The sequence below is a fragment of the Alkalihalobacterium sp. APHAB7 genome (genome assembly GCF_048323755.1).
Taxonomy (GTDB): Bacteria; Bacillota; Bacilli; order Bacillales; family Bacillaceae_F; genus Alkalihalobacterium.
The window spans coordinates 26,041-52,799 of record NZ_JBLWFS010000003.1 but is presented as its reverse complement, the minus strand read 5'-3'; the positions used below and the strand labels follow the sequence as shown (position 1 = coordinate 52,799).

At 36.4% G+C, this 26,759-nt stretch carries 27 protein-coding genes; 7 read left to right on the top strand and 20 right to left on the bottom strand.

The window, feature by feature from the left end; translation table 11 throughout:
- Nucleotides 1-193 precede the first annotated feature (193 nt).
- Complete coding sequence (locus ACNSTQ_RS04280; RefSeq protein ID WP_418198615.1) at nt 194-1,087, top strand: COX15/CtaA family protein; 894 nt, start codon at nt 194-196, stop codon at nt 1,085-1,087.
- Between the two features lie 279 nt (nt 1,088-1,366).
- Here ACNSTQ_RS04280 and ACNSTQ_RS04275 read toward each other — a convergent pair whose 3' ends face one another.
- The 5 genes from ACNSTQ_RS04275 to glsA all read right to left on the bottom strand — a co-directional run bounded on the left by ACNSTQ_RS04275 (nt 1,367) and on the right by glsA (nt 9,504).
- Nucleotides 1,367-2,560, bottom strand: coding sequence for a GNAT family N-acetyltransferase (locus ACNSTQ_RS04275; protein WP_418198614.1), 1,194 nt, complete (start codon nt 2,558-2,560; stop codon nt 1,367-1,369).
- Nucleotides 2,561-3,988 carry a cryptochrome/photolyase family protein gene (locus ACNSTQ_RS04270; RefSeq protein ID WP_418198613.1) on the bottom strand — a complete coding sequence of 476 codons (1,428 nt, stop codon included), beginning with the start codon at nt 3,986-3,988 and terminating at the stop codon, nt 2,561-2,563.
- Nucleotides 3,989-4,276: 288 nt separating this feature from the next.
- Nucleotides 4,277-7,726: a pyruvate carboxylase gene (pyc, locus tag ACNSTQ_RS04265; RefSeq protein WP_418198612.1), complete on the bottom strand. Its 3,450-nt coding sequence runs from the start codon at nt 7,724-7,726 to the stop codon at nt 4,277-4,279.
- 441 nt (nt 7,727-8,167) lie between these two features.
- Nucleotides 8,168-8,446 carry a YlaN family protein gene (locus tag ACNSTQ_RS04260; protein WP_275117728.1) on the bottom strand — a complete coding sequence of 93 codons (279 nt, stop codon included), beginning with the start codon at nt 8,444-8,446 and terminating at the stop codon, nt 8,168-8,170.
- Between the two features lie 128 nt (nt 8,447-8,574).
- Entirely contained in the window at nt 8,575-9,504 is a 930-nt protein-coding gene (gene glsA / locus ACNSTQ_RS04255) for a glutaminase A (RefSeq protein ID WP_418198611.1), read from the bottom strand.
- Nucleotides 9,505-9,592: 88 nt separating this feature from the next.
- Between glsA and ACNSTQ_RS04250 the strand changes: the two genes are divergently transcribed.
- Nucleotides 9,593-10,096 (top strand): peptidyl-prolyl cis-trans isomerase, encoded by a 504-nt coding sequence (locus ACNSTQ_RS04250; RefSeq protein WP_418198610.1) that lies wholly within the window; start codon nt 9,593-9,595, stop codon nt 10,094-10,096.
- 40 nt (nt 10,097-10,136) lie between these two features.
- On the opposite strand, the gene ACNSTQ_RS04245 is transcribed toward ACNSTQ_RS04250, so the two are convergent.
- The gene (locus ACNSTQ_RS04245; protein WP_418198609.1) at nt 10,137-11,465 is read right to left on the bottom strand and encodes a PhoH family protein; all 1,329 of its coding nucleotides are present in this window, start codon (nt 11,463-11,465) and stop codon (nt 10,137-10,139) included.
- Nucleotides 11,466-11,805: 340 nt separating this feature from the next.
- Entirely contained in the window at nt 11,806-12,261 is a 456-nt protein-coding gene (locus ACNSTQ_RS04240; protein ID WP_418198608.1) for a pyridoxamine 5'-phosphate oxidase family protein, read from the bottom strand.
- Nucleotides 12,262-12,491: 230 nt separating this feature from the next.
- On the opposite strand from ACNSTQ_RS04240, the gene ACNSTQ_RS04235 reads away from it, so the two are divergent.
- A complete protein-coding gene (locus ACNSTQ_RS04235; RefSeq protein ID WP_418198607.1) occupies nt 12,492-12,692 on the top strand; it encodes a YlaI family protein in 201 nt (66 codons plus the stop codon).
- 483 nt (nt 12,693-13,175) lie between these two features.
- On the opposite strand, the gene ACNSTQ_RS04230 is transcribed toward ACNSTQ_RS04235, so the two are convergent.
- Genes ACNSTQ_RS04230 through typA form a run of 3 tightly spaced genes read right to left on the bottom strand, consistent with a single transcriptional unit; the run spans nt 13,176 to nt 15,650 of the window.
- Entirely contained in the window at nt 13,176-13,445 is a 270-nt protein-coding gene (locus ACNSTQ_RS04230) for a hypothetical protein (RefSeq protein WP_418198606.1), read from the bottom strand.
- Nucleotides 13,446-13,451: 6 nt separating this feature from the next.
- The gene (locus tag ACNSTQ_RS04225; RefSeq protein ID WP_418198605.1) at nt 13,452-13,772 is read right to left on the bottom strand and encodes a YlaH-like family protein; all 321 of its coding nucleotides are present in this window, start codon (nt 13,770-13,772) and stop codon (nt 13,452-13,454) included.
- A gap of 36 nt (nt 13,773-13,808) precedes the next feature.
- Entirely contained in the window at nt 13,809-15,650 is a 1,842-nt protein-coding gene (typA, locus tag ACNSTQ_RS04220; protein ID WP_418198604.1) for a translational GTPase TypA, read from the bottom strand.
- 211 nt (nt 15,651-15,861) lie between these two features.
- On the opposite strand from typA, the gene ACNSTQ_RS04215 reads away from it, so the two are divergent.
- Nucleotides 15,862-16,047: a DUF5325 family protein gene (locus tag ACNSTQ_RS04215; RefSeq protein ID WP_418198603.1), complete on the top strand. Its 186-nt coding sequence runs from the start codon at nt 15,862-15,864 to the stop codon at nt 16,045-16,047.
- Nucleotides 16,048-16,104: 57 nt separating this feature from the next.
- Here ACNSTQ_RS04215 and ACNSTQ_RS04210 read toward each other — a convergent pair whose 3' ends face one another.
- From ACNSTQ_RS04210 to ACNSTQ_RS04200, 3 genes are all read right to left on the bottom strand, one after another.
- Complete coding sequence (locus ACNSTQ_RS04210; protein WP_418198602.1) at nt 16,105-17,019, bottom strand: NAD(P)-dependent oxidoreductase; 915 nt, start codon at nt 17,017-17,019, stop codon at nt 16,105-16,107.
- A complete protein-coding gene (locus ACNSTQ_RS04205) occupies nt 16,997-17,797 on the bottom strand; it encodes an inositol monophosphatase family protein (protein ID WP_418198601.1) in 801 nt (266 codons plus the stop codon). The genes ACNSTQ_RS04210 and ACNSTQ_RS04205 overlap by 23 nt, the downstream gene beginning before the upstream one ends.
- 444 nt (nt 17,798-18,241) lie before the next feature.
- Nucleotides 18,242-18,430, bottom strand: coding sequence for a hypothetical protein (locus tag ACNSTQ_RS04200; protein WP_418198600.1), 189 nt, complete (start codon nt 18,428-18,430; stop codon nt 18,242-18,244).
- Nucleotides 18,431-18,598: 168 nt separating this feature from the next.
- On the opposite strand from ACNSTQ_RS04200, the gene ACNSTQ_RS04195 reads away from it, so the two are divergent.
- Complete coding sequence (locus tag ACNSTQ_RS04195) at nt 18,599-19,225, top strand: YktB family protein (RefSeq protein ID WP_418198599.1); 627 nt, start codon at nt 18,599-18,601, stop codon at nt 19,223-19,225.
- 108 nt (nt 19,226-19,333) lie between these two features.
- Here ACNSTQ_RS04195 and ACNSTQ_RS04190 read toward each other — a convergent pair whose 3' ends face one another.
- Both ACNSTQ_RS04190 and ACNSTQ_RS04185 read right to left on the bottom strand, forming a co-directional pair.
- The gene (locus ACNSTQ_RS04190) at nt 19,334-19,597 is read right to left on the bottom strand and encodes a UPF0223 family protein (protein WP_418198598.1); all 264 of its coding nucleotides are present in this window, start codon (nt 19,595-19,597) and stop codon (nt 19,334-19,336) included.
- A 25-nt stretch (nt 19,598-19,622) separates the two neighbouring features.
- Entirely contained in the window at nt 19,623-20,609 is a 987-nt protein-coding gene (locus tag ACNSTQ_RS04185) for an NAD(P)H-dependent flavin oxidoreductase (protein ID WP_418198844.1), read from the bottom strand.
- 235 nt (nt 20,610-20,844) lie between these two features.
- On the opposite strand from ACNSTQ_RS04185, the gene ACNSTQ_RS04180 reads away from it, so the two are divergent.
- Nucleotides 20,845-22,320, top strand: a complete 1,476-nt coding sequence (locus ACNSTQ_RS04180) for an aminotransferase class I/II-fold pyridoxal phosphate-dependent enzyme (RefSeq protein ID WP_418198597.1) — start codon at nt 20,845-20,847, stop codon at nt 22,318-22,320.
- Between the two features lie 128 nt (nt 22,321-22,448).
- Here ACNSTQ_RS04180 and ACNSTQ_RS04175 read toward each other — a convergent pair whose 3' ends face one another.
- The 3 genes from ACNSTQ_RS04175 to ACNSTQ_RS04165 all read right to left on the bottom strand — a co-directional run bounded on the left by ACNSTQ_RS04175 (nt 22,449) and on the right by ACNSTQ_RS04165 (nt 23,768).
- Nucleotides 22,449-22,586: a GapA-binding peptide SR1P gene (locus ACNSTQ_RS04175; protein ID WP_418198596.1), complete on the bottom strand. Its 138-nt coding sequence runs from the start codon at nt 22,584-22,586 to the stop codon at nt 22,449-22,451.
- A 251-nt stretch (nt 22,587-22,837) separates the two neighbouring features.
- Nucleotides 22,838-23,134: a DUF3055 domain-containing protein gene (locus ACNSTQ_RS04170; RefSeq protein WP_418198595.1), complete on the bottom strand. Its 297-nt coding sequence runs from the start codon at nt 23,132-23,134 to the stop codon at nt 22,838-22,840.
- A gap of 196 nt (nt 23,135-23,330) precedes the next feature.
- Nucleotides 23,331-23,768: a hypothetical protein gene (locus ACNSTQ_RS04165; RefSeq protein WP_418198594.1), complete on the bottom strand. Its 438-nt coding sequence runs from the start codon at nt 23,766-23,768 to the stop codon at nt 23,331-23,333.
- A 323-nt stretch (nt 23,769-24,091) separates the two neighbouring features.
- Between ACNSTQ_RS04165 and ACNSTQ_RS04160 the strand changes: the two genes are divergently transcribed.
- Entirely contained in the window at nt 24,092-24,529 is a 438-nt protein-coding gene (locus ACNSTQ_RS04160; RefSeq protein WP_418198593.1) for a DUF1885 family protein, read from the top strand.
- A 31-nt stretch (nt 24,530-24,560) separates the two neighbouring features.
- Here ACNSTQ_RS04160 and ACNSTQ_RS04155 read toward each other — a convergent pair whose 3' ends face one another.
- Together ACNSTQ_RS04155 and ACNSTQ_RS04150 are read right to left on the bottom strand one after the other, a co-directional pair.
- On the bottom strand, nt 24,561-25,640 hold the full coding sequence (locus tag ACNSTQ_RS04155) for a M23 family metallopeptidase (RefSeq protein ID WP_418198592.1): 1,080 nt from the start codon (nt 25,638-25,640) through the stop codon (nt 24,561-24,563).
- 190 nt (nt 25,641-25,830) lie between these two features.
- Entirely contained in the window at nt 25,831-26,688 is an 858-nt protein-coding gene (locus ACNSTQ_RS04150) for a polysaccharide deacetylase family protein (protein WP_418198591.1), read from the bottom strand.
- Nucleotides 26,689-26,759: the final 71 nt, after the last annotated feature.

The following is a 26,759-nucleotide window of genomic DNA, read 5'->3' as shown; positions in this document are numbered from 1 at the left end:
TTATAACCACATTATATCTTAAAATCTACTTTGTTTCATCAAAATCCAAAGTTTCACACTATCTTCACATTTTTATGTATCCATAAAATGTTCATTCTCTAGAAATTGACTAAGCCGTTCTTTTTACTTAAGATCAATAATAGCCTCATATATTTTAATACATCTAACTCAAAATGAAAAGAAGGTGAATGATTTGCATAGGTATTTAAAAATATTTGGTGTGATCACGTCCATTGGGATGTTAATTGTTCTACTACAAGGTGCACTGGTTACTAAGACTGGATCTGGTGAAGGCTGCGGAGCAACATGGCCTTTATGTTTTGGAGAAGTTATACCAACATCTCCAGCAATAGAAACGATTATTGAATATAGTCATCGAATTGTTTCAGCACTTATGGGACTACTCATTATTATCTTTGCAATTTGGGCATGGAGAAAACTTTCTCATATGCGCGAAGCTAAGTTTTTGGCAATTATGGCAGTATTTTTCATCCTTTTCCAAGGTTTACTAGGAGCTGGAGCAGTTGTGTTCGGTCAATCAAAAGCTATTCTTGCCTTACATTTTGGTATTTCAGCTATTTCTTTAGCAACTGTAGTACTATTAACCGTTTTAGCATTTGAAGATGGAAAGTCGAAAGTACCTGTACCTAATGTGTCAAAAGGATTTAGGAATTATGTATTTTTTACCATCATCTATTGTTATTTAGTTATTTATACAGGTGCATATGTAAAGCATACTCAAGCAACATTAGCATGTTCAGGGTTCCCACTCTGTAATGGGCAAATCTTCCCTGGTTTTGCAGGTCCTATCGGTTCTCATTATTTTCACCGTATCGTAGGAATAGCTCTCTTCTTAGTTATTTTAGGAATGTTTGTTTGGGCAGTAAGGCGCTATCGCCATGAACCTACTATTATTTGGGGCACTGGGCTGTCATTATTGTTTGTCACTGGTCAGTTCATAAGTGGTGTAGCTGTTGTATTTACTGCAGCATCATTATTTACAGCTATGCTTCATGCTCTTATTATTTCTTTATTGTTCACAACACTATGCTATTTAACAATGGTCGTTACTAGAAAAAAATATTAATAGAATGAAGGAATCATTCAGTTTAATCCTAACAAAAATGGTACTCTTCAATTATGAAAAGACGGGAATGTAAAGCCATTCTCGTCTTTTCTTTTGGCTCTTTTTACAAAGATTGTGCTCCGTGCTTTTGGACCGTAAGCCAAGCGAATGCTTGGCTCTTCACGCTATGCGTGAAGCTTTTGAAAAGGCTATTTTATTTTCAAAAAACGGTCCAAAAGCAACAAAGTTTACGAAAATATCCTTTCTTTTTATACTTCATTTTTCTTTTAAAGAAGCACCTTAGAAAAAGTCAATAAATCCTGTTGGCTTATTGACAATAAGTTGTTCTAGTATATCTATTTCTTCCTGAGATCCTTTAATTAGTTGTATTTGTAATAAATTACTAGGTCGTTGATAATTTAATAACATAGATGTAAGGCTATTTATATTACAAATAATGCCTCGCTTAGGTTCTTGCTGGCAAGCGCCTTTATCTCTCGGCTCATGTCTTTTAACTTTTACTTCTTTTTCTTTAACTGTAATTTGATACGTTGCATTATTCCAAGGACAAAATTCATCTAAAACATGTAAAAACACATTACCATTTGTAACTTTCTTAAACGGATACTGTTGCAGAAACTTTTCAACATCTACAATTCTTGCCATAAAATATGGAACGATCTCTTTTTGAACTTTAGGATCCGGTAACCAATAAGGGTAAGGTTCATTAACAGGCAGTTGTTGAATGATATACTCATCTGCCATCGAATCGTGATTAGCTATAAAATTCCAAATCCCTCTTCTGCTCTCTTCATTAAGAGAGACAAATTCTTTAATAGTCATTTTTCTATCTTTCACTTCATAAATTATGTAGCCTTTAGGCTTACCAGCAGGATCGATATAAGCTGCTATTCTTCCTTTCTTTCGAAAAAGGACCCAATCCATCCACCAATCATTATCCCGTATCAGCATCCCTGTATAGGACTGGATATATTCACCATAAATCTCTTTTAGAATAAGAATGGAAGTTTCGTCTATCTTTTTCATATTGCCAGTGACAGTTTTAAAGCTAGGTAACCGCTCTCGAGTCAGAGTTAATTTCTGGTAATCAACAAAAAGTTCCCATCCGTATTTTCTATAAAAAGGAATTGAGAATGGAAATAAGTAGGCTAGTACTTGCCCTTTTTCTTTCATTTCTTTTAACCCGTGTTGTAATAAGTTTTTGACCAAACCACTACGTCTATATTCTGGATAAGTGGCTACCCCGGAAACTCCCCCCATATCAAAAGAAACTCCATCAATTAAGATGCGGAATGGAAAAGTTGTCATTTTCGCTAATAACTCTCCATCAGAATAATAGCCTATTGAATCCTCGGGACGTAATACATTTAGTCGGTGTTCACGTTCCTTATCTGTCAGCGTATATTGGAAAGCAAATTGAGATAAATTTAAGCTTTCATCGATATCCTCTTTTGTTAGTTTTCTAACTTCCATCTATTCTCCTCCTTTAAATAATGCAATTGCCTTTTGCCTTTGCATCTGATGGTCTATTGTCGGTGCTGGATAATCCTTATTTATTTTAAAGTTAAATTTCGTAGCAAGGTCCGGTGAAAGTTTCCATGGCTCATGGATATATTGCGTAGGCAGGTGTTTAAGTTCTGGAACATAACTCCTTATGTACTCACCTAAAGGATCAAACTTTTCTGATTGACGACTTGGGTTAAATACTCTAAAGTAAGGAACTGCATCAGCCCCTACAGAAGCTGCCCACTGCCACCCTCCTATGTTTGTTGCTTCCTCATAATCAATAAGCATCTTTTCAAAGTAACGCTCACCTAACCTCCAATCTAGTAAGTAATCTTTCGTTAAAAAAGATGCCGTAATCATTCGAAGACGATTATGCATCCAGCCCTCTTTTTTTAATTGTCTCATTCCAGCATCAACAATTGGAAAACCAGTCATACCCTCTTTCCATTGTTCAAATCGGATTGCATCCGTTCCCCATGCAAGATTTCGGTATTCTTCACGTAAAGCTTGTTGTTTATTTTGAGGATAATAATAATAAAGCATATTATAAAACTCTCGCCATGCTAGTTCTTTTATGTAAGTATGGGCACCTTCTCCTACATCCATTTGACACTCAAGTATTTTCTGGTAAATTGTCCGAATAGAAATAACTCCAGTCTTTAAGAAAGGGGACAACTGACTTGTTCCATATTCAGATGCTATGTCTCTTTTTGTGTGATATGTATGTAAAATAGTAGTAAACCGCTCTAAACGATTGGAAGCCTCACTCTCACCAAGTTTCTCCCAATTGCGTTTTGAATTGAGAATTATATTTGCAAAGCAGCTTTCACCCTCTGGGTCTATACTAGTTTCCGTGCGATAATAATATTCCTGTAGTTCATGTAACTTTATGTGTAGCGGTGCAGGCTTTGCTAGTTTTGACCAAGAACGAAAGTAAGGAGTGAACACCTTATATGGTTGACCATCCCCTTTCACTACTTGTGTTGCTGACGTTAAGTGTGTATCTAAAAATGAAGTTGCTGATATTCCCCGTTCAGCAAGTCGATTTAATACCACATCATCTCTACTCTTTCCACTTCCGACTTCATCTTTGTTAAAATATATTGCGGTTAATTCAGGTATGGCCTCCAACGTTTTCTTTATAAATTCCTCGACGGTCCCATAAATGATATGTAATCGAATTCCTATCTCTGCACACTTTTCTTTAAATCCAGAAACGGTTTGGAAAAAGTACTCATGATGAGGACACATTTCTTCAGAAAACTTTGGATCTAAATGAAATAAAGCAACCCACTTTCCACCTGATTTCTTCAAGCGTTCTACACAGTTAAAAAGTGCGGTTTGGTCATTCAATCTAAAGTCTCTTCTAAACCAAACACCTACTATTTCCGACATGGGATTTCACCTCAAATTAGCTGATCAAATCATTATTACATTATTATTTTTATTGTGTTCCTGTTAATATTTAGTTTTTTGGAATTGAAATTCTCTACTAAAAGGGCTTGAGAGCAGCTTACATTTAAGAACGAACCTCTAACACTATCCCCACCTGCAACTATCCGTAAAAAACTTGTGTAAAAAAAAGAGGCCGACTTAGCAGCCAACACAATCTTTATAATAACTTGATAGACCAGAAATTACAAAGAAGGTGAATACTTAAGTCAGCCTCTTACTTTATAGTTGTTATTTTGATAGTTCTATTAATAAATCACCTGTTTGAATAGCTTCACCATTTTTAACATATACATCCACAATTTCTCCATCAAATGGTGCTTGAACCGTTGTTTCCATCTTCATAGCCTCCGTGATCATAAGGTGATCACCTTTTTTAACTATATCCCCTTTTGTTACTAACGTTTTCACGACAGTTCCTGGCATTGAAGCGCCAATTTGATTAGGATTTCCTTTATCAACTTTCGGACGAACGACTACAGATGTTTTTACACTTTGATCTTTTATCAACACTTCACGCGGTTGACCATTTAATTCAAAGTATACGATTCGTGTTCCATCATCTTGCGGTTTAGAAATGGAAACAAGTTTTACAATTAGTGTCTTTCCTTGTTCAATTTCAATTTCGATCTCTTCCCCTAAACGTAAGCCATAGAAGAATGTCGGCGTATCCAATACAGATACATCACCAAACTGCTGACTGAATCTCTCGTATTCCATGAAAACTTTTGGATACAGTGCATAAGAGATGGCATCAAAATCTGTTACTTCGCGACCGATTTCATTAAATAATGTTTCTTTTACTTTTGCAAAATCCACCGGTTCCAATAATTCTCCAGGACGACAAGTTATTGCTTCTCTTCCTTTTAGAATAATATCTTGTAACTTCTTTGGAAAACCTTGATATGGTTGACCCAGGTGGCCTTGGAAGAATTCTACGACTGAATCAGGGAAATCAAGTGCAGCCCCACGCTCGTATACATCTTCTTCTGTTAAATTGTTCTGAACCATATAAAGAGCCATATCACCAACTACTTTAGAAGATGGTGTTACTTTAACAACATCACCGAACATATCATTTACTGTTCGATACATTTTCTTTACATCATCCCAACGGTTTTTCAAGCCAACAGCCTTTGCTTGTTGTTGTAAATTACTATATTGACCACCCGGCATTTCATGCTCGTATACTTCTGTATGCGGTGCATTCATACCACTTTCAAAGCCGCTGTAGAACCTTCTAGTCCCTTCCCAGAACTCACTTAGTTTTTCAAGCGAATCAATATTTACATTAGGCTTCCTGTCTGAACCTGAAAGTGCATAGTATAAGCTGTTTGCACTCGGCTGTGACGTTAATCCAGCCATAGAGCTAATCGCAACATCAACGATATCTACCCCTGCTTCAATTGCACGTGAATACGTAAATAATCCGTTACCACTCGTATCATGTGTATGAAGGTGAATTGGGATATCAACTGATTCTTTCAATGTAGAAATTAATTGATATGCAGCTTCAGGCTTTAATAAACCAGCCATGTCTTTAATTCCTAAAATGTGAGCCCCTGATTGTTCTAACTCTTTCGCTAAGTTTGTATAGTAGGTTAAGTCATACTTTGTTCTTGATGGGTCTAATATATCACCTGTGTAACACATTGTTGCTTCCGCAATTTTCCCTGAGTCTCTTACAGCGTCAATCGCAAGTCTCATACCTTCTACCCAGTTCAAACTATCAAAGATACGGAAAACGTCAATTCCAGCATTTGCAGACTTATCTACGAATTCACGAATTAAATTATCAGAGTAATTTGTATACCCTACTGCATTTGACGCACGCAGAAGCATTTGTAAGAGCACATTCGGCATTTGCTTTCTTAAGGTTAATAGACGCTCCCATGGATCTTCGTGTAAGAAACGCATTGCAACATCATACGTTGCCCCGCCCCACATCTCAGCAGAAAATAAATTTGGTACTAACCTTGCTGTAGGTTCTGCAATTTTCTTTAAATCATGCGTACGAACGCGAGTAGCTAATAAAGATTGATGAGCATCACGGAACGTTGTATCAGTTAAGAGAACTTCTTTCTGCTCTTTTACCCACTTAGCAAGGCCTTCAGCTCCTCGCTCATCTAAAATTTGCTTTGTACCAGACGGCATAGGCTCTGAGTATTTGACAGAAGGAACAATTGGTTGATCGAACACTGGTTTCTTCTCTTTTTCTAACCCCGGATAACCATTGACAATTGTTTCTCCAATAAACGTTAACATTTTCGTTCCACGGTCTTTTCGTACTGGGAACACAAATAATTCTGGAGTTGAATCAATAAAAGAAGTATTATATTCACCTGAGATGAAATTTTCATGCTGAACTACATTTTCTAAGAATGGAATATTTGTAATGATTCCACGGATACGAAACTCTCTTAAGTTCCTTAGCATCTTAGCAGCTGCTTGTTCAAATGTAAGTGCCCAAGTTGAAACCTTAACCAGTAAGGAATCATAATAAGGTGTGATAACAGCTCCTTGGAAGCCATTCCCTGCATCTAAACGTACCCCGAATCCACCACCTGAACGGTAAGCGTTAATACGTCCTGTATCAGGCATAAAATTATTACTAGGGTCTTCCGTTGTTACACGAGACTGAATAGCATAACCATTACAAGCAATTTTCTCTTGCATTGGTATACCTAATTTAGCTCCATGTAATTGCTCACCATCAGCAATTAAAATCTGAGATTGCACAATATCTATTCCGGTTACCATCTCTGTAATTGTATGCTCTACTTGAACACGAGGATTGACTTCAATAAAAAAGAATTCACCATTTTCACTTACAAGAAACTCTACTGTTCCCGCATTGACGTAATTTACATTTTTCGTAAGTTGAACAGCAGAATCACAAATGTCTTCACGTAATTGTTCGCCAATTGAAACACTTGGTGCTACTTCTACTACTTTTTGGTGACGACGTTGTACAGAACAATCACGATCATAAAGGTGAACGATATTACCATGTGTATCAGCAAGAATTTGAACTTCAATATGTTTTGGATTTTCTACAAATTTTTCAACATATACTTGGTCATTTCCAAAAGCTGACTTAGCTTCTGATTTGGCACGATCATAGGCCTCTCTTAATTCACCTTCAGTACGGACAATACGCATCCCGCGACCGCCACCGCCTAATGCAGCTTTAATAATAAAAGGATACCCATGATTGCCTGCAAATTCCTCGACTTCCTCTACACTTTCTACAGGTCCATCACTACCTGGTATAACAGGAATATTTGCTAGAATAGCTTGCTGACGTGCTTGTACTTTATCACCAAACATCATAAGATGCTCTTGTTTTGGTCCGATAAAAATGATGTTCTCTTCATCACATCGCTTTGCAAATTCAAGATTCTCAGATAGAAAACCATAACCTGGGTGAATTGCATCCACACCATTACGCTTTGCAATCTCAATTATTCCTTCAATGTCAAGGTAGGCATCAATTGGCTTTTTACCTTCTCCTACAAGGTAGGCTTCATCAGCTTTATAGCGATGAAAAGATCCTGTATCCTCTTTTGAGTAAATAGCAACCGTACGAATATGTAATTCAGTACACGCCCGAAAGATCCGAATTGCAATCTCTCCACGATTTGCTACTAGTACCTTCTTAATGTTCTTTAAACTGTTCATATAAACCCCCTTGGAAAAATGAAAGAATATTCAGTTTTATTTTTACTATTTTAAAAAGGTTTTCAGTATAAAGCAAGAAGAAAGTTCACGTTCACAACTTCTTCAAACGTCTGATAACCAGATGACGACTTCATTTTCAGTATATAACTTGTATTCATATCTTTCAAACAATTTTTATTATTGTATCACACTTTTCCTATCGTGCATTCTTCTGTCTAAATAACTTTTTAGCTATTATTTACTTAACCCTTTTATGTAAATAGCGACTTTAACATCGTACGTAGCTTTAAAATTTACAACAATAATATAGTCGAAAACAACAAAATAAAAAGGAGACTGACTCTGAGAGTCAAGCCCCTCGCGCGAAACATAGAGCTATCTACTAGCTACTACTTCCACAATTGAGGTACCTGACACTTTATCTTTGAGCCAGCCTCTCTATTATTTCTCATTCGTTGTTGCTTCATGTAATGCAGCAAGTCGCCGTTCTAAATCAGATAAGAGTTGCTTACCTGTATCTTCATCAATTAATTCTAAGCGGATTGCAAAATCAATTTCTCTTGAAAGTCCAAACATTTGTGTATCTAAAACTTCCTCATAAAGAGGACATTGAGGCATTGTTAAATTCTCCATTTGTACTTCTATGAGTTTTTGGATTTTTTCTGCATCCGATTTAAGAAGGGCATATGCTTTCTCGCTATGTCCTGTCATCGTCTCCATAGAACGTTGATCCCTCCTTTAAATAAAACTCTTAAGATCGTTTTTAGTAACTTACCACTAATACTATATTCTAAATAAAAAAAATGCAATGTTTTTAATCGTTTAATATAGAAGTAAATTGACCTAAATTAAAAAATACTTAAGTTATATTGTTTTGAAAGCAACTCTAATAATTTTAAGCCACCGACACTGTTTCCTTTTTCATCAAGCGCAGGTCCGTAAATTCCAATCCCAACACCGTGCGGGACAGTACCAAGGATCCCACCGGACACCCCGCTTTTAGCTGGGATTCCAACTTTTATAGCAAATTCTCCAGAAGCATTGTACATACCGCATGTTACCATAAACGTCTTCACAATTTTTGCTATTTCAACCGGTATAATCGTTTGCTCAGAATTTGGGTCTCTTCCCTCGTTTCCGATAACGTAACCTAACTTCGCTAAATCATTACAGTTCATTTCTATTGCACAATGTTTCGTATATAAATTGATTAGCTCCTCAATATTGGACTCAATAATGCCATGTTGTCTCATAAAATAGCATAGTGATCGATTTAAGTCAGCAGTCTCAAATTCTGATTGAGCAACAACAGGGTTATAAGAGATATTCTCATTACCCGTTAGCCGCCGTATAAATTTAAGTAATCTTTCTAACTTATCTTCTAATGTGTTGCCAACTAACATATCTGTAACAGCTAATGCACCCGCGTTTATCATTGGATTAAGCGGTTTAGATGGTACACTCGTTTCTAATTTAGAGATAGAGTTAAAAGGATCACCGGTTGGTTCCATTCCCACTCTTTGAAAAACATAGTCAGTTCCCCTGTCCATAAGGGCCAATGCTAAAGTTAACACTTTCGATATACTTTGCAGAGTAAAGACTTCCTCGATATTGCCTGCATACATACATTCCTGTTCTCCTGTATATACGGCAACCGCCAATGTAGATGGATTGGCTTCACCCAACGCTGGTATGTAATCAGCTACTTTTCCCTTATAAGTTAATCGGTTTGCCTCTTCCACCATTTTTATTAATTCTTCTTGTTTATAACAACTCATAAGTTCCACTCCTTTTTAGCGCTACAATGTGACAAATTGCAACTATCGCTTTATACTTAGGATAGTCAAAAGCACAAGGAGGATACATATGGAATTTGTAGTATTTATCAGCGGTAAAGTTTCTCATCCTTTAACAATTGACCCTTCGGTTTGGATTTTTGATGAGAGAAAGGTCGATTTGAATACATATTTTGATTTACCAAAAGATGAGGAAGATGAACTTACAAAATATACAAAAGCGATCTCAAAGCAATGGGATAAAGAAATTACAGAGGGATCCGAACCCCCAAAACCTACAAATGGTAATGTTATCAAATATAAACGTCAAGAGCTTGAAAATGGCACATTTGGTATGGCTTTTCTTCCTTTTATTAAAAATGCACAACCAGATGAAGACGTTTCTGAAGTAATTGTTGAAACACATGATGGAAAAAATGAAACGTTTTCTCTTGAAATGGCCAAACAGTTTATTTTACAATTTTCACATGTTGGTAAACCACTAAAAGAGGATGGTCCTGTACACATCCTGTTCGGTGATGGTTCCAACCGAAATAATCCTATAAAAAATGTTAAACAATTTACAATAAAATAAGGCTGAAGTTGTCAGCCTTATTCTCAACTATATTGATCCATTAAAGTAAATCAGCTGCAAGCTGTGCTAGTCCTGAACGCTCACCTTTTTGCAATTTTACATGTCCACTAATTGTTTGATCCTTGAACTTTTCAACAACATAAGTTAAACCATTATTATATTCATCTAGATATGGATGATCAATTTGTTTTGGGTCACCCATTAGAACAATTTTACTTCTTTCGCCTACGCGAGTAAGGATTGTTTTTACTTCGTGCTTTGTCAAGTTTTGCGCCTCATCGATAATGATATATTGATCAGGAATACTTCTTCCTCTAATATATGTTAATGCTTCTACTTGAATGGAGCCCATTCCAGCTAATATTTGATCTAGTTCTCCAGGCTTTTTTGTATTAAAAAGATATTCTAAATTATCATAAATCGGTTGCATCCATGGTCTAAGTTTCTCTTCTTTTTCGCCTGGTAAATACCCGATATCTTTTCCTACAGGAATGACAGGTCTCGCTACTAATAGCTTTTTATAAAGGCCTAGGTCTTCTGTTTGAAATAAACCAGCCGCTAAAGATAGTAACGTTTTCCCTGTTCCAGCTTTCCCGATTAATGTAACTAGAGGAATATCCTGTCTAAGAAGGAGCTCAAGAGCCATTCTTTGTTGAACATTTCTTGCTTTTATCCCCCAAACTTGATCGGGTTCAATTTGAAATGGTTTTACTTTTTGTCCATCAGGTTCAACTTTTCCTATAGCTGAACTGGAACCTCCGAGCGCATCTTTCATAATAATAAATTGGTGAGGATAAAAGGGGTGCTTGGCTAATTCAGAAATGGCAATTTCATTATCAACGAAAAACTGATTAACAACTTCTTTATCAACATAAACTTCAACATATCCCGGGTATACATCGTTAAACTGAATAACACGGTCACTCAAATAATCTTCGGAAGGGATTTTTAGTGCATCGGCTTTAACACGTACTAATGCATCTTTACTTACCAGTATCACTTCTCTGCCATATTCCTTTTCCTGTTCTTCAAGCATTAAATTAAGAGCAACTGCAATAATTCGATTATCATTTGTCATTTCAGCAAATAACTCTTTTAATTTCGAAAAAGAGCGATGATTTAATTCAACTCTTACGGTACCACCAGTCTCAATAGCAACTCCTTCATGCAATTTCCCTTTTCCTCTTAGGCTGTCCATCATCTTTGAAAATTGCCTAGCATTTCGCCCAATTTCATCCATGTAACGCTTTTTTGAGTCTACTTCCTCTAAAACGACGGCTGGAATGACTACTTCATTGTCTTCAAAAGCATAAATTGCACGAGGATCTTGTAGTAATACATTCGTATCCAAGACGTAAACTTTATTCAATATTTGCGCCTCCTGACTAAAAGTTCATTTGTCAACATTTCTTATAATCATTCTATGCACATTCGAATGAATTCGTTATCTAAGCAAACATGGCTTATAGTATAGGTGTATGATAAATGGGCTTCAGATAGAAGAAGATTCAGTGAATGATACGAATTTTCTTAGACATGTTTTTTCGTTATTGAGAATGGGCCTACAAGATTAAAGTTTCAATTCATTACGTCACATTTCCTTTATTTTAACAATTTATTATTAAAACTTTACAAAAAAAAGCGGCAGTCTCCTGGAGCTAGCATTTTCGCAATGTTATACTTGACTACAAAAAAAACTTAGTCAGAGACTAAGCTTTTTTCATTGAATCCATTACTTGACTATCTAATTTGGCTGCAGCATTTGCATCGTATGTTTTTTCATACTTTGGTTCTACAGCAATACGAGAACCGTAGAACATAACATCACGAACTTCTTTAATATTGATTTCAACTAGTGCAAGTTTAAGTGGCACATCATCCATCTTTTCTTTAATAACGGTTGCATCTCCTACAATTGAATATGTAGATCCATTACCGATTAGGTTTAATGTAACACCACTATGATTGTTAATGTTCTCGATAATTCTTGAACGATTATCTACTGCGAAGCGAACTTTTTCTTGAGTAGGTGCAAACACCCATGAAATCGCATTTACGTTTGGTGTTCCAGTCTCATGATCAACTGTAGCTATAGTAACGAATCGTTCTGATTGCAGTAGTGGCAATAATTCCTCTGTTAGTTTAGGCTCTACCTGGTTTCCCATTTATATCCCTCCACTTTTTATAATTACATCTTTACTATACCTATTTTTAATCTTTGTTAAAACATATATGCCTTATTTTCATTTATTTTTTCAAGAAATACGCTAAAATGATAGAATAGTACAATGAAGACATCAGAAACACTTATTAAACCCTTCATATTAGTGTAAATAAATGGTATTCTAAAACAATTAGACAATGAATGTACCTTGTCAAGTGTGAGGTGAAAAAGTTGAGAGTCAAATGTGTAATTTGCGATAAAATCGATAATATCGACGATTATAGTCCGTTAGCAAAAAAATTACGAAACCGTCCAATTCATACCTATATGTGTAATGAGTGTAATGAACGTATTTCAGGACGAACAGAAGAAAGAAGAGCATCTGGTAACTTCCGCCTATACCGACCAAAAAAAACCGAAAACGATTGGTAGATAGAAAAGCGGAAGCGACCGGTTAGCGGCGTATGGACTGGAGTCTCTACGTATGAGATAAAGGATACACGGTGAGACAACGAACCGATGTTGACTTATCGTAAGGAGGAGAGCGAAGTCCACTAGACGCTGGGAGCTGCAGCTAGACATATAAAAGCGGAAGGCGCCTGATATCGGCGACAAGTGCTGGAGGGCCAGCATTAGTGTCCCGGTTTTGGACACGGTGATGGACCGAAGCGACCTCGAGCCGATGGCGCCTGCAGCTAGACAATTGAAAAGCGGAAGCAACCGGTTAGCGGCGTATGGACTGGAGCCCTCCGTATGAGATAAAGGATACACGGTGAGGCAACGAACCGATGTTGACTTATCGTAAGGAGGAGAGCGAAGTCCACTAGACGCTGGGAGCTGCAGCTAGACAATTGAAAAGCGGAAGGCATTTTTCAAAAAAATAGGCTGGTGAGAAATTACTCACCAGCCTATTTTTTAATTATATTTCGGTTCTGATTCGATTTGTACTAATAATGCTTCAATTAACTCTATAGGAAATTGTTTTTGTTCAGCATTACCGTCTTTAACATATCGAACGATGTACATAGGATCTACCACTTCAACAGCAATTTGTTCAAGCTTGTGATCCTCTGTTAGGATCGTCGTGAAAAATTCGTACGTATCTAACGCTGCCTGATCATCAGGTCTAGCCTCATAAACAACCTTTATCGTTAACCAATTGTATACTGCATCTTGAAGATTCATCGAAACTTACCCTTCCGCTTCTTCACGTTTTCTTTGCAACATTCTTAGTTTATAGACACCTAAAACAGCTGTTGAGATCAGAAGAACTTCAACAATCGGAGCACCCATTAATGCTAAGAAAAACATGACAATACACCCAATAAAAAGAGCAATGTATACAATAACAAGCTTTAATACTGGTAACTTTCGAGCGAAGCCCAGATTAAATACTACGATAGATAATGCAACAATTCCTAAATATACCCAAATTCCCATATCTGGGTTTTCAGCGACAATCCGTGGTAACCATGATAATGATTCTACATCAATTTCTGGTCTTCCTTCCATACTGATCCTCTCCCTCTCAAGATGAGTAGTATGTGATTAGTTTGACTGATTAGCCAGCTTTTTCTTCTTAATAATACGTTCACGCTCATTTTTATCTAAAATCTTCTTACGAAGGCGTATGGATTCTGGCGTAATTTCACAGTACTCATCTTCATTTAAATATTCTAGTGCTTCTTCTAATGATAAGATACGTGGCTTTTTCATACTTACCGTTTGTTCTTTATTGGCAGAACGAATATTTGTTGCTTGTTTTACTTTTGTAATGTTAACCGTTAAGTCGTTTTCACGATTGTGTTCCCCAACAATCATTCCTTCGTAAATTTCCGTTGCTGGTTCAACGAATATTGTACCTCGATCTTCTACACCCATAATACCATATTGTGATGCTTTACCTGTTTCCATTGAAACGAGTACACCTTGGCGACGTCCACCTACTTGTCCTTGAATCATTGGTTGGTAAGAGTCAAATGAATGGTTAATAATACCGTAACCACGAGTTTGTGATAAAAACTCTGTTGTATATCCAATAAGACCACGAGCAGGGACCATGAACTCTAAACGAACTTGACCTGAACCCGTGTTCGTCATATTAATCATCTCACCTTTACGTGCTCCAAGAGATTCCATGACAGCTCCTGTATATTCCTCTGGAACATCAATTTGAACTCTTTCGACAGGCTCACTCTTCACACCATCAATATCACGGATAATTACTTCCGGTTTCGAAACTTGAAGCTCGTATCCTTCTCTACGCATATTCTCAATTAATATAGAAAGGTGAAGTTCACCGCGACCGGAAACGGTCCATGCATCAGGAGAATCCGTGTCTTCAACACGTAAACTAACGTCTGTTTCAAGCTGAGATTTTAAACGTTCCTCTAACTTACGGCTCGTTACATGCTTTCCTTCACGACCAGCAAACGGACTATTATTAACTAAGAAAGTCATTTGTAATGTAGGCTCATCAATACGTAAGATTGGTAATGCTTCCTGCTGATCAACAGGACATACCGTTTCACCAACGTTAATCTCTTCCATACCTGAAACGGCAATTAAATCTCCAGCTTGTGCTTTTTGAATTTCAATTCGCTTAAGGCCTAAAAATCCAAAGATTTTAGTTACTCGGAATTGTTTCACAGAACCATCAAGTTTCATCAGTGCTACTTGTTGACCTACCTCCATCGTCCCGCGGAATACACGGCCAATCCCGATTCGCCCTAAGTAGTCACTATAGTCTAGCATGGTAACTTGAAATTGGAGTGAATCATCACTATTATCAACAGGAGCAGGAGTATGCTCAATAATCGCATTAAATAAAGCTGTCATATCTTCATCTTGCTTTTCAGCAACAGCACTTGCTGTTCCATTAATTGCAGATGCATAGACAACTGGGAATTCAAGTTGGTCTTCATCTGCCCCTAGGTCGATTAGTAAATCAACAACCTCATCAACAACTTCAACCGGACGAGCTGATGGTTTATCAATCTTATTAACGACAACAATTGGACTTAACTTTTGTTCTAACGCTTTTTTCAATACGAATCTTGTTTGTGGCATTGTTCCTTCATAAGCGTCGACAACTAATAAAACACCGTCAACCATCTTCATGATACGTTCTACTTCACCACCGAAATCGGCGTGTCCTGGTGTATCTAAAATATTAATTCGTTTGTCATTGTAGTTAATTGCAGTATTTTTTGCTAAGATCGTAATGCCTCGTTCTTTTTCTAGGGCATTAGAGTCCATCGCTCTCTCGTCAACTTGTTCATTTTCACGGAAAGTTCCTGATTGTTTTAATAATTGGTCTACTAAAGTTGTTTTTCCATGGTCAACGTGGGCAATAATGGCTATATTTCTAATATCTTCACGTAATTTCATACTAATTAAACGCTCCTATCCTTTTACAGGTTATTATAACTGTCTAATTATATCATAAATCAAAAATAATCGATAACTTATCTGAAATTTATTCCACTATCCCGATGATGTTTAACTATATTGTCATATTATTGGTCTTTTTCTTTTGTACAATTCAAGGTAAAATAGAAATACTTAATAAAATGAAATGAACAAATCAGGGGGAAATAGTGTGAAGAAAGAGAATATACTTTTTTTAACGCTTGCTATTGTAACCGTGATCGGGATTATGGCTATTGGTGTTGCGATCGCAGAACGTAGTATTCTTATTGGACTACTTTCATTACTTGGCATAACAGCTGCTTGCGGAATGGGCTTTTCTTTAAGAAAAAAGCTAAGAGAACCAGAGGAAATATAAAAAATAGAGTCGAATGAGCTTTACTCATTCGACTCTATTTTTTTTTATCCCACTATTTTATTTCCATCGTTTCACCTCTACCCCTACTTGTTGTTCGAGGGGACGAATAATAGCACAAACATCATTTTTACCATAGTTTTCTTTCGCTCGACGAACAAGATTCTCGGAATGTTCTACAAGCTCCACTGGCACCCCTAAATTTTCTGCTAAGTCAATAGCAAGACCCATATCCTTATGTAATAAGTTAATACTAAATCGTTGGTCAAATTGTCTATCCATAATCGCTTCAACAGACCAGTCCATGCTTTTTGAAAAACCTGAGCTCCGTTTCACAATGTCGTACAATACCTGTGGATTAACTCCTGCCTTAGCTCCCATAACGTATGCCTCTGATAATGCAGCTGTATGAACACCAACTAACATATTATTTATTAGTTTAATAACACTTCCGCTTCCGATTGGACCGACATGTACGACATATTCACCAATGACTTTTAAAACTTCGTACGATTTATTAAATGCCTCTTCACTTCCACCGCACATAATAGTCAACGATCCTGCTTTTGCTCCCATCGGACCACCACTTACCGGTGCATCCATAAATAAAGCGCCTTTGCTTACTAATTGCTCATTTATTTGTTGATTTAGTTGAGGGCTGACAGTGGAATGGTCAATAATTATTTTTCCGTTTGTTGCACCGGCAATAATTCCATTTTCCCCCTCATAAACGTCAATAATATTTTCGGGTAAAGGAAGGCAAGTTAACACGATATCACAGATTTCTACTAACTTTTTTGGATTCCTTACTTCTTTTGCCCCTAGCTCTAACGCCTGATCAATAGGCGGACGACTTCTGCTCACTACATACGTATCATAATCTGCAGCTAATATATTTTTCGTCATCGGAAATCCCATTGTTCCTAGACCTATAAAACCTACCTTCATGACTTCATCTCCTATGTACAAACTCATTTATAACCGCCTCATGGAACTGAGGCCTCCCTACAAATACAGAACTTGACTTTAACATCGCTAAAGGCTCTCCATAAATCGTAGAAGAACATCCACCTACTTCATTGAGTAATACGAGTGCAGCTGCAAAATCCCACGGTGATAACTTCAAGCTAATGTACCCATCTAACCTTCCAGATGCGACATAAGCCATTTCTAAAGCTGCCGACCCGTAGGAGCGAACTCCTCGAACTTTATGCACTAGATGAGTAAGAATTGGTTGGTACGGCTTGTCACCATTTAAAAGCCACCGTGCATTTAAGCCTACAATTGCTTTACTAATATCAACATCCGTTAACATTTCTAAGCGCTCATCATTCTTATATGCGCCTTGCCCTTTTACAGCATGATACAACACATCATTCATTACATCATAAATTAAACCAATTTTACCTTCACCTTTATGGTATACAGCCACACTTATAGCGAAGTTGTATTGTTGATGAACAAAGTTTGTCGTCCCATCAATAGGGTCAATAATCCAAATCGTATCCTCATTTACGTATTCTTCTTCACTGATCCCTTCTTCACCTAAGAAGGCATGGTTTGAAAAATGAGTTTGAATTTTTTCAAGAAAATATTGTTCTATTTTTCGATCCATTTCCGTAACTAGATCATCTGGACTAGATTTTGTTTCAACATGGATGGTTTCTACTAATGAAGCTTTTAATTGATTACTTGCTTCTTTTACCCATATAATAGCCATTTGCTTTATTTTGAGCCAATCCAATTCATTCATCTATATGAGACCCCCTGTTTGAGTACAGCAAGTAAGCTTATTTTTTGTTATGTTATATTATGACATAAATCCTCATTTCAAGAAAAGTTAAAAATCATGAACACATTTCGAAAATTTAGAATACTATAATTGGGTATGAGAGAGATTAAGTACCATATCATACGGCAAGTCCAAAATTAACAGTTTGTAAACATAGCTTTGTCATACACTTAAAATAAGGCTGTTTTCGTAAACTTTCTTGCTATTGGATCGTTTTTTGAATATAAATCAGCCCTAATGGATAAATTCATTTATCCATCTGGCTGATTTATATTCAAAAGCTTCACGCTAAAGCGTGAAGAACTAAGCTTTCGCTTGGTTACGGTCCAATAGCTAAAAGCAACATTATTTTAGAAAAGAGTCTAAATAAAAAAGTGCGGAAATATCTCCGCACCGTAAAAGTATTTAAACTTCTAATAATATTAACTCTTGACTTAATCTCTTCAACTTCCTCTTACATCTGTTCATAGCTTCTAAGTCTTCTGCTAACATAGCATCGTGTAGAGTTGCTAGTTCATAATCAATTTCTAGACGAAGGACTGGGATTCTTAGTTCGGCATCCCTTCTCTTGAAGGCTTGAATGACTTGTTCCATAGAAACTCACACCCCTTATATTCCTAATTTAAACTCTGTCCAAAATTACTTAACCGAATATTCAGATTATTGTTTTGTATTATAGCATATGTGAGTACACAGCAAAATGGCACAACCTATTTAATATTTGTGGTAAACTAATTAAAAATAAAATTGAAGGTGATTTTTATGTCATTTAATGGATTTACAGAAGAAGACTTTAACGTATTTACAGTTGAAGGATTAGAGCCACGTATGGATCAACTAAAAGGAAAAATACGCCCTAAACTAGAGGAGTTAGGTCATCACTTTGCTCCAACACTTTCATCTTTAGTTGGTGATGAGATGTATTACCATGTAGCCAAACATGCTAGAAGAAAGGTTAACCCACCAAAAGATACTTGGGTCGCTATTGCTAATAGTAACCGCGGATATAAAATGCTTCCTCATTTTCAAATTGGATTGTTTGAAACCCATTTATTTGTTTGGTTCGCTGTCATATATGAATGTCCAATTAAGCAACAATTTGCAGAGCAATTATTGTCTCAAATGAATACGATTAAGCAACAAATACCTTCTCATTTTGTATGGTCTGGTGATCACACAAAACCTGAAGCGACATCCCATCAGGAAGCAGACTTGGAAGCTTTATTTGAGCGCCTTCGTGACGTAAAAAAAGCAGAAATTTTATGTGGGATACATATTGATCGAAATGACCCAATTGTTTCAAACGGGGCAGAATTAATTAAACGGATCGATGAAACATTCACAACCTTAGCTCCACTTTATCGATTAACTAGTCCGATCCACAATTAAGAAAAGGCAAGCGAAACCCTTCGCTTGCCTTTTTTTAGAAATTTAAAAAATGTGTAGATGTCTAGCGCAAGCGAGGATTCGCTAAACGCGTGCTTGCGCTTTTCTTTCCTACATCTTTATTTTTTGAGCCTGTTCGTCTTCACGCGCTTTTTTGACCGCATGATAACAGGACACTCCTGCTTCCTCGTCAAATTGCTTAAATAATTGTTTCTCTTCACTCTTTGAAGGAACAATTTCCTTAAAACGACGATATAATGATAACAACTTAGCCCGCTCTACCCCACTACCATGAGCTTCTTGAACTGCTTGAAAAAAAGCCATTACATCTATTACCTCTTTTTTACTCCAATCTAATGAAATTGGCATGTTCATATGTTCTTATTCCACCTTTATAAGGTTATTTACTCCAAGTCGTTCTAATGTTTTCCCCTTCATTAATCATTTGTTCGAATAGATCCTGTACAGAAGGGATATCTTTAATTCTCCCCATTACTTGTCCAGCCCAACCAAAACCTTCAGACTCTTTTCCTTCATAGATATACTTTTTATTAGCTACTCCGCTAATTAAGTTTTTCAATGCTTCATAGGTCGGAGTTTCTTCTTCAACTTGGAGTATTTTTTCAGTCCATTCATTTTTGATGGCGCGGGCAGGAGCGCCGATTGAGCGCTTAATCACCACTGTATCTGCTTCACTCGCCTCAACTAATTTTTGCTTATAAGTATGATGCGCATGGACACATTCCTTTGTTGCAATAAAGCGTGTACCCATCTCTATCCCTTCAGCTCCTAAAGCAAGAGCTGCCATTAAACCTTTCCCGTCACCAATGCCACCAGAAGCTATTACCGGAATTGTAACAGACTCTGCAACTTGAGGAATTAACACCATCGTACCTGTATCGGCTCTACCTAAGTGCCCTCCACCTTCTTGGCCAACAACCATTACAGCATCTGCACCAAGTTCTTCTGCTTTTTCAGCTTGTCTTCTCGCAGCAACGAGAACAAGTTTCTTCGTATTCACTCCTTTTAGCATATCAAAAATGGGGGCAGGATTTCCACCTGTCATCGTGATAACAGGAACTTCTTCCTCTATAGCAACTTCTAACATATGTTCAAACGGTCTTCCATGTTGACCAATCGCGTAGTTAACACCAAAAGGTTTATTGGTTTTCTTCTTTACAGCTTGAATTTCTTTTCTCAATTCTTCAGGTGTACTTAGAGACATTGCTGTAATTTGTCCTAAACCACCTGCATTTGAAACTGCTGCTGCCAAATCTGAATAAGCTAAGTAAGCTAAACCACCTTGAATGATAGGATATTTAATGCTCAACATTTTTGTTACTCTTGTTTCCCAATTCATGATATTCCTCCTTACATTGCATATCATTGCTTTCATTAACCACACTAATAAATGATAAAGTATAGTGCACCATAAATTTCAATGAAAGCGGTCTCTTATTTATTCGACAAGAGCTTTAGAAAACCCTACAGCCACCAAGGATTTATCAATGTCGAAAAAAGTAAAAATTTTCATTGCTTTTCACTTAATTTTTGATATACTCAATCTTGTTTTATGTGCAAGGGTGACAACTTGCAATTAGAAAGTAGAAGAGGTGAATCGGTTGTCGCAACAACGCTTAACTCCGCTGTATACCGGCGTAAAAGAACATGCAAAAAAAGACCCTATTCAATTTCATATTCCTGGTCATAAAAAAGGAAATGGGATAGATCCTGAATTTAGAGAGTTTATCGGTGAAAATGCCTTATCCATAGACCTAATTAATATCGGCCCACTCGATGACCTGCATCACCCTCACGGCATCATAAAAGAAGCGCAAACACTAGCCGCTGAAGCATTTGGGGCAGATCATACTTTCTTTTCCGTTCAAGGAACAAGCGGTGCAATTATGACTATGATTATGAGTGTTTGTGGTCCTGGCGATAAAATTATCGTGCCTAGAAACGTCCACAAATCCATTATGTCTGCGATTATTTTTTCAGGTGCATATCCAATTTTTATACATCCTGAAATTGATCAAAATCTAGGAATTTCGCACGGCATAACTACTGAATCTGTAAAAAAAGCAATTGAGCAACATCCTGATGCAAAAGGTTTACTCGTTATTAACCCAACATACTTTGGGGTTTCTGCTAACTTAAAAGAAATTGTAGAAATTGCACATCAAGCTAATATACCTGTATTAGTTGATGAGGCTCACGGGGTTCACATTCATTTCCATGATGAACTACCATTATCTGCAATGCAAGCAGGTGCAGATATGGCAGCTACAAGCGTCCACAAACTTGGCGGGTCAATGACACAAAGTTCCGTTTTAAATGTTAGAGAAGGGCTCGTGTCCCCAAAACGAGTTCAAGCAATCATAAGTATGTTAACAACTACATCAACGTCTTATTTACTCCTATCTTCTCTTGATGTTGCCCGAAAACAATTGGCGACTGTTGGAACGAAAATGATCGACAACTCTATTCAATTAGCTCAGCGAACACGTGACGCCATCAATATGATTCCGGGTCTGTATTGTGTAGGAAAAGAAATATTAGGTTCGAAAGCAGCATATGATTACGACCCTACAAAATTAATTATTTCAATTAAGGATTTAGGAATTACAGGGTATGAAGTTGAAGTCTATTTACGTGAGAAGCATAATATTGAAGTCGAGCTATCAGATTTATACAATATCCTTTGTATTATTACATTTGGCGATTCAGAAAAAGAAACAACTGCATTAGTTAACGCTTTACGTCAGCTTTCTGATCTACACCGAGATAAAATTGAAGCACGTGAAACAGCGTCTGTTTATGTTCCTAATAGTCCAACTCTTGCTTTGTCACCTCGTGATGCCTTTTATTCTGATACGGAAGTAATTTCTTTTGATTATTCGGCTGGAAGGATTATTGCTGAATTTGTAATGGTCTATCCTCCAGGTATTCCTATCCTTATTCCAGGAGAAGTTATTACTGAAGAAAACATTAATTATATTGAAGAAAATTTAAATGCAGGTTTACCAGTTCAAGGCCCAGAAGATTCAACATTTAAAAAAATTCGTGTAATTAAAGAAAGACGACCCATTCGATAACAACAACGTTTATGAAATTCAAAAAATCCCCAACCTGTCTAGGTTAGGGATTTTTTCATGTTAACTGACTCCGTCATTCAATAACCAAACAGAAAAAGGAACTCCTATAAAGGAGTTCCCATCATAAATTATTTTAGTTTACTAGCTGTCTCTTTACACTTTTCACAACCTGAGCACTTTGCATATAACGTCGTAACCTTTTCGCCTTCGAAATGTTCAATTGTTGTGTTACAAGTTTGACATACGATAATCCCCACAATTTCCATCTCCCTTGTCTTTTTATTATTGGTTATTTATATCTGAAAACGCTTTCTAATCTCTATGTACTTATAATAATATGTCACATTAATAATGTCAATATTAAATTGTATAACACATTAATTTCTTTTTTTCCTTAATTTGCGTATTATATGTTCTGCATAACACTTCTTTCTACAAATAGTACACATTAAATAAACAAGAGGCTGAATATAGTATCAGCCTCTTGTTGAACTTAGTATATTCATTTAGTTGAGTATTAGTATTGTGGCTCCAGCGGCATTGTCGGCAAGGTCTTTTCAAAGAACGTTGCAAGATCCTCTGCCTCTTTAGCAGATCGAATATGAAAAACTTTTTGAATATGATCCACATTCCTTACATCGTCAGCACAGAGTAGTGCCGAACGGCCTGTTTGCATGCAGACCACAAGAGGTTTACCAAAGAACATGTTTGTATAGACAATGCCAAAATCATAACGAACATCGTCAGTAGTAAACCCAATAAATTGCACCTTCACATTTTCTTGCTCGTCGTATAAACGCTCAAACAAATTCATTTAGTCCACCTCCAATAATTTAATTCATATATTGACAACAATAAACAAAAAGGAGACGTCTTTTTATTTATTGTTATGTCTATAATAAAGTGAAGTTTAAATTTTCTGATAATATTATTATAACTTCTTAACGATGATTAATCAACAGACTATCAGACTAAATTGTGTAAATATTGTGAAAATTAATCTTTTATTATTAACTAAAATGACTTTGATTTAGCTCTATATGCCTACAAACTTCGCGAACGAAGATCATATCCTCTTCGGTTACCTCATATTCAATTTTCGGTAAACTAAATACGATGATCCCAATTAAATGATGCCCCTCATAAAATGGAGCTAATAGACGAATCGATTGTTCTAGATCTATTGTTGAAATCCGTCCTCTGATCGCACATATACTTAATTGCCCTTCACCAAAAGGTTCTATAGGATTGTAAGCTTCATCCCCTACACTTGCAATCAGTTTAAAAAAACAATCCTGTGATTTATATATACCAGTACTAAACCCTTGTTTTATATACTTCCCAAACACTTGTATAATCCCATTTAAAAATTCATTTTTTGAGTTGGCGTACTCTGAAACAAGCCCCACCTCAAGTCGAAGTTCATCTAAGAATGCTGACTTATCCATATTGCTTCCCCCATTTTTGTATGACGGTATTTTCATTTTATTTGGCACTATAAAGTATTGTTAAAACTGAAACCCTTAACTAATCTTCCTTTTAAGATCGTATCCACGTCAGTAAAATTTTCTCTATATTTAAACTTAGTATACCAATATATACAATTTTAACTATAAATTCGTACATTTTAATTATATTATTTATAATACAAGAAAATGATTCCTAATACCTTCGTTCCTTTATCCTAATTTTAATTATGTTGTCAGCTTTCATGACTAATGCTAAGATATAAGGGGAATTGAAAACGTTTTAAAGTTGGGAGTAGATGTCTATGTCCGACCACGCATACATAAAGCTAGTGAAAAAGTCGACACAACAAGAAATAACTTTAGAAGAATTGAAGGATATTTTCAAGTACTATCAAACAATCACGACTAAAACTGGAGATCAATTAGATTGGGGTTATGGCGAAGCCGCTTTTCCATATGTAATATCTGATGTTCCAGACAGTGACGGCAACTGGTTTTATTTGAAAAGTAATGGAACGTCAACAAGATACAAATATGTAGTTTTCGGGGTAGGCCAAGAAACACTTGAAGATACTGAAGGAAATGAGACGTTACAATCATACATACAAGTTATTCTTCCTGAAGGTGCGACACATGGAGATAAAGGGAAGGCAAATGAATTCTGTAAGTTCTTAGGAAAGAAGTTACAAGCCGAAGTTCATTTATTTAATGGAAGAGTTATGTATTTCTATAAAAGATAAGCACAGGCGACTGCCTGTGCTTATCTTCATTTTATTCTTTGAAAATACTTTTAAGTACAGTTAATACCTCATCTTGATCTAAAGGCTTCCAGAATAACTCACCATATATTAGTAGGTCCTGATGCAAATGCAATTCTGTTGAATCTTGATTAACTGCACCACTCGTCCCAGAATTCCCAACGTAACCAATAATCGTATTTTCATCAATTTCTTGCCCGACTCGAATATCTTCTGGGATATCAGATAAATGAGCAAACCGACTCATAACCCCATTCGGATATTGCACCCACACTTGCCTGCCGCGTAACCTATCAAAAATATATTCAGGAGTTTCACCTAAACTAGAAGTAAACTTCAAATCTGTATTCCTCACTTCGGGAGAACCGTATTCTTCATAATTATGATCCGCTCGTACAACGATACCTTTTGACATTCCATAGATTGGAGTATCAAAACTAATATCTCCGCCAGAAGCAAAGTCATACCAGTCTAACCCTTCGTGATATCCATTACGATACAGACGCTTTGCACCAGGCAAATGACTAGGTATCGTACTCACCTGAGCTCCTTGTATTGGCTTCTTAAGAAATGAAAGGTATTCAATCATCTGATCAGCATTCCATGACTCAAAATTGAAATCTTTCGGTGGCCCTCCTACTTTTTCAACAGGACCGTACCACTCAAACGATATAGCCTCTTTTGTATAGGTTGTACTCATACCGAGTCCTAATTCTAGAAAAGATGAAGGTAAATAAGGTTGATCATCTTCAATGATCAAATATATATCATTTTCAGCTAAGTACTCACCATTTCTCTCTAGAACAGGTACACCTTCTATTAAGTAGAAATGATCATCATCTATAGTCAAACTTAGTGTACGGTGGATCGGATCATATTCATAAGACCCATTCATTTCAGAAGCTAAATCAACCACCGAAAATCTTGCTTCATTTGGTGTTATTTCTATTGGTAATTGAACTACGTTAGCAGGTTGTTCATTTGTTTTCTTATTAGCCATTTCTCCAAATTCTTTTTCTCCAGATTGACATGCAGTTAGGACTAATAAGAACAACAATACCAAACTAATTATTTTTCTTTTGTACATCTTCATCTCTACTTTCTCGAAGGTATAAATCAATTTTCATAGTTATTGTATCTTTTCTATACAAATATGACAAGGTTCTACAAAATACAACATTTATTTATCTTGCTAGTAATTGGTAAGTTACATACCCTCGTCAACTAAAAAAGCGTCTAAGCTACATATCAGCCTAGACGCTTTTTTTACATTTTATTCTGATTTACTGAATTTCTTTAGGATCGACAATTTCATACCCTTTGTTCCTTAATCCAATCACAATATCCTCTAAGGCTTCCTTTGTCCATTTTCTGTCATGCATTAATAGATTGGCACCATTCATTAACTCTGGAGCATTCACCATAATATCTGCTAAAGCTTTGGCATTCGTATATTGTTCAAAGTAATCATAACCATATGTCCAGTTCATCCATTGCATTCCTTCTTCCTCAACTACTTGTTTGGATATGTCCGTATTCACACCGTACGGGGCTCTAAAAAAACGTGGCCGCTCGCCAATTATTTCTTCAATCAGGTCATTTAATTCCACAATTTCTTTCCTTTGTTCTTCTGCAGACAGTTTGCTCAAATTCTTATGGCTCATTGTATGATTACCTATTTCAAAACCTAATTCATGTATCTTTTTTAATTGTTCTTTCCCATCATTTTTATTAATAAAAATACCATTCACGAAGAAAATGGCGTTTGCATCCAAATCAAAAAGAATTTGAGCCATCTCAGCTCCGTATTGATCGGGAGCATCATCAATCGTTAAGAGGACAACTTGCTCATTAACACCTTCATTTTTAGGTTGAATAAGAAAATTTGTTTCGTTTAACGTATACTGCGGTACGACAGTCTGTTCTATTTGTTCAACTTGTTCAATTTCAACTGTTTCATGACTATTCTCTTCTTCTAGATGCTTTTCAAAAACATTTTTTTCGTCTATGTCCTCTTCTGGAGCTTCAACTATATATGCTTCATCCTCCTCAATCGCCGCATGATCCTTCTCAGTACTTTCAGAATTACATCCAGTCATTAATATAAGGAAACTACAAAATAAAACAACGAACCATTTCATATACCCACCAACCTAACTTTAAAATAGATTTGACTGTCCAAAGACAACTTCTACTAGTGAATATATTAGCA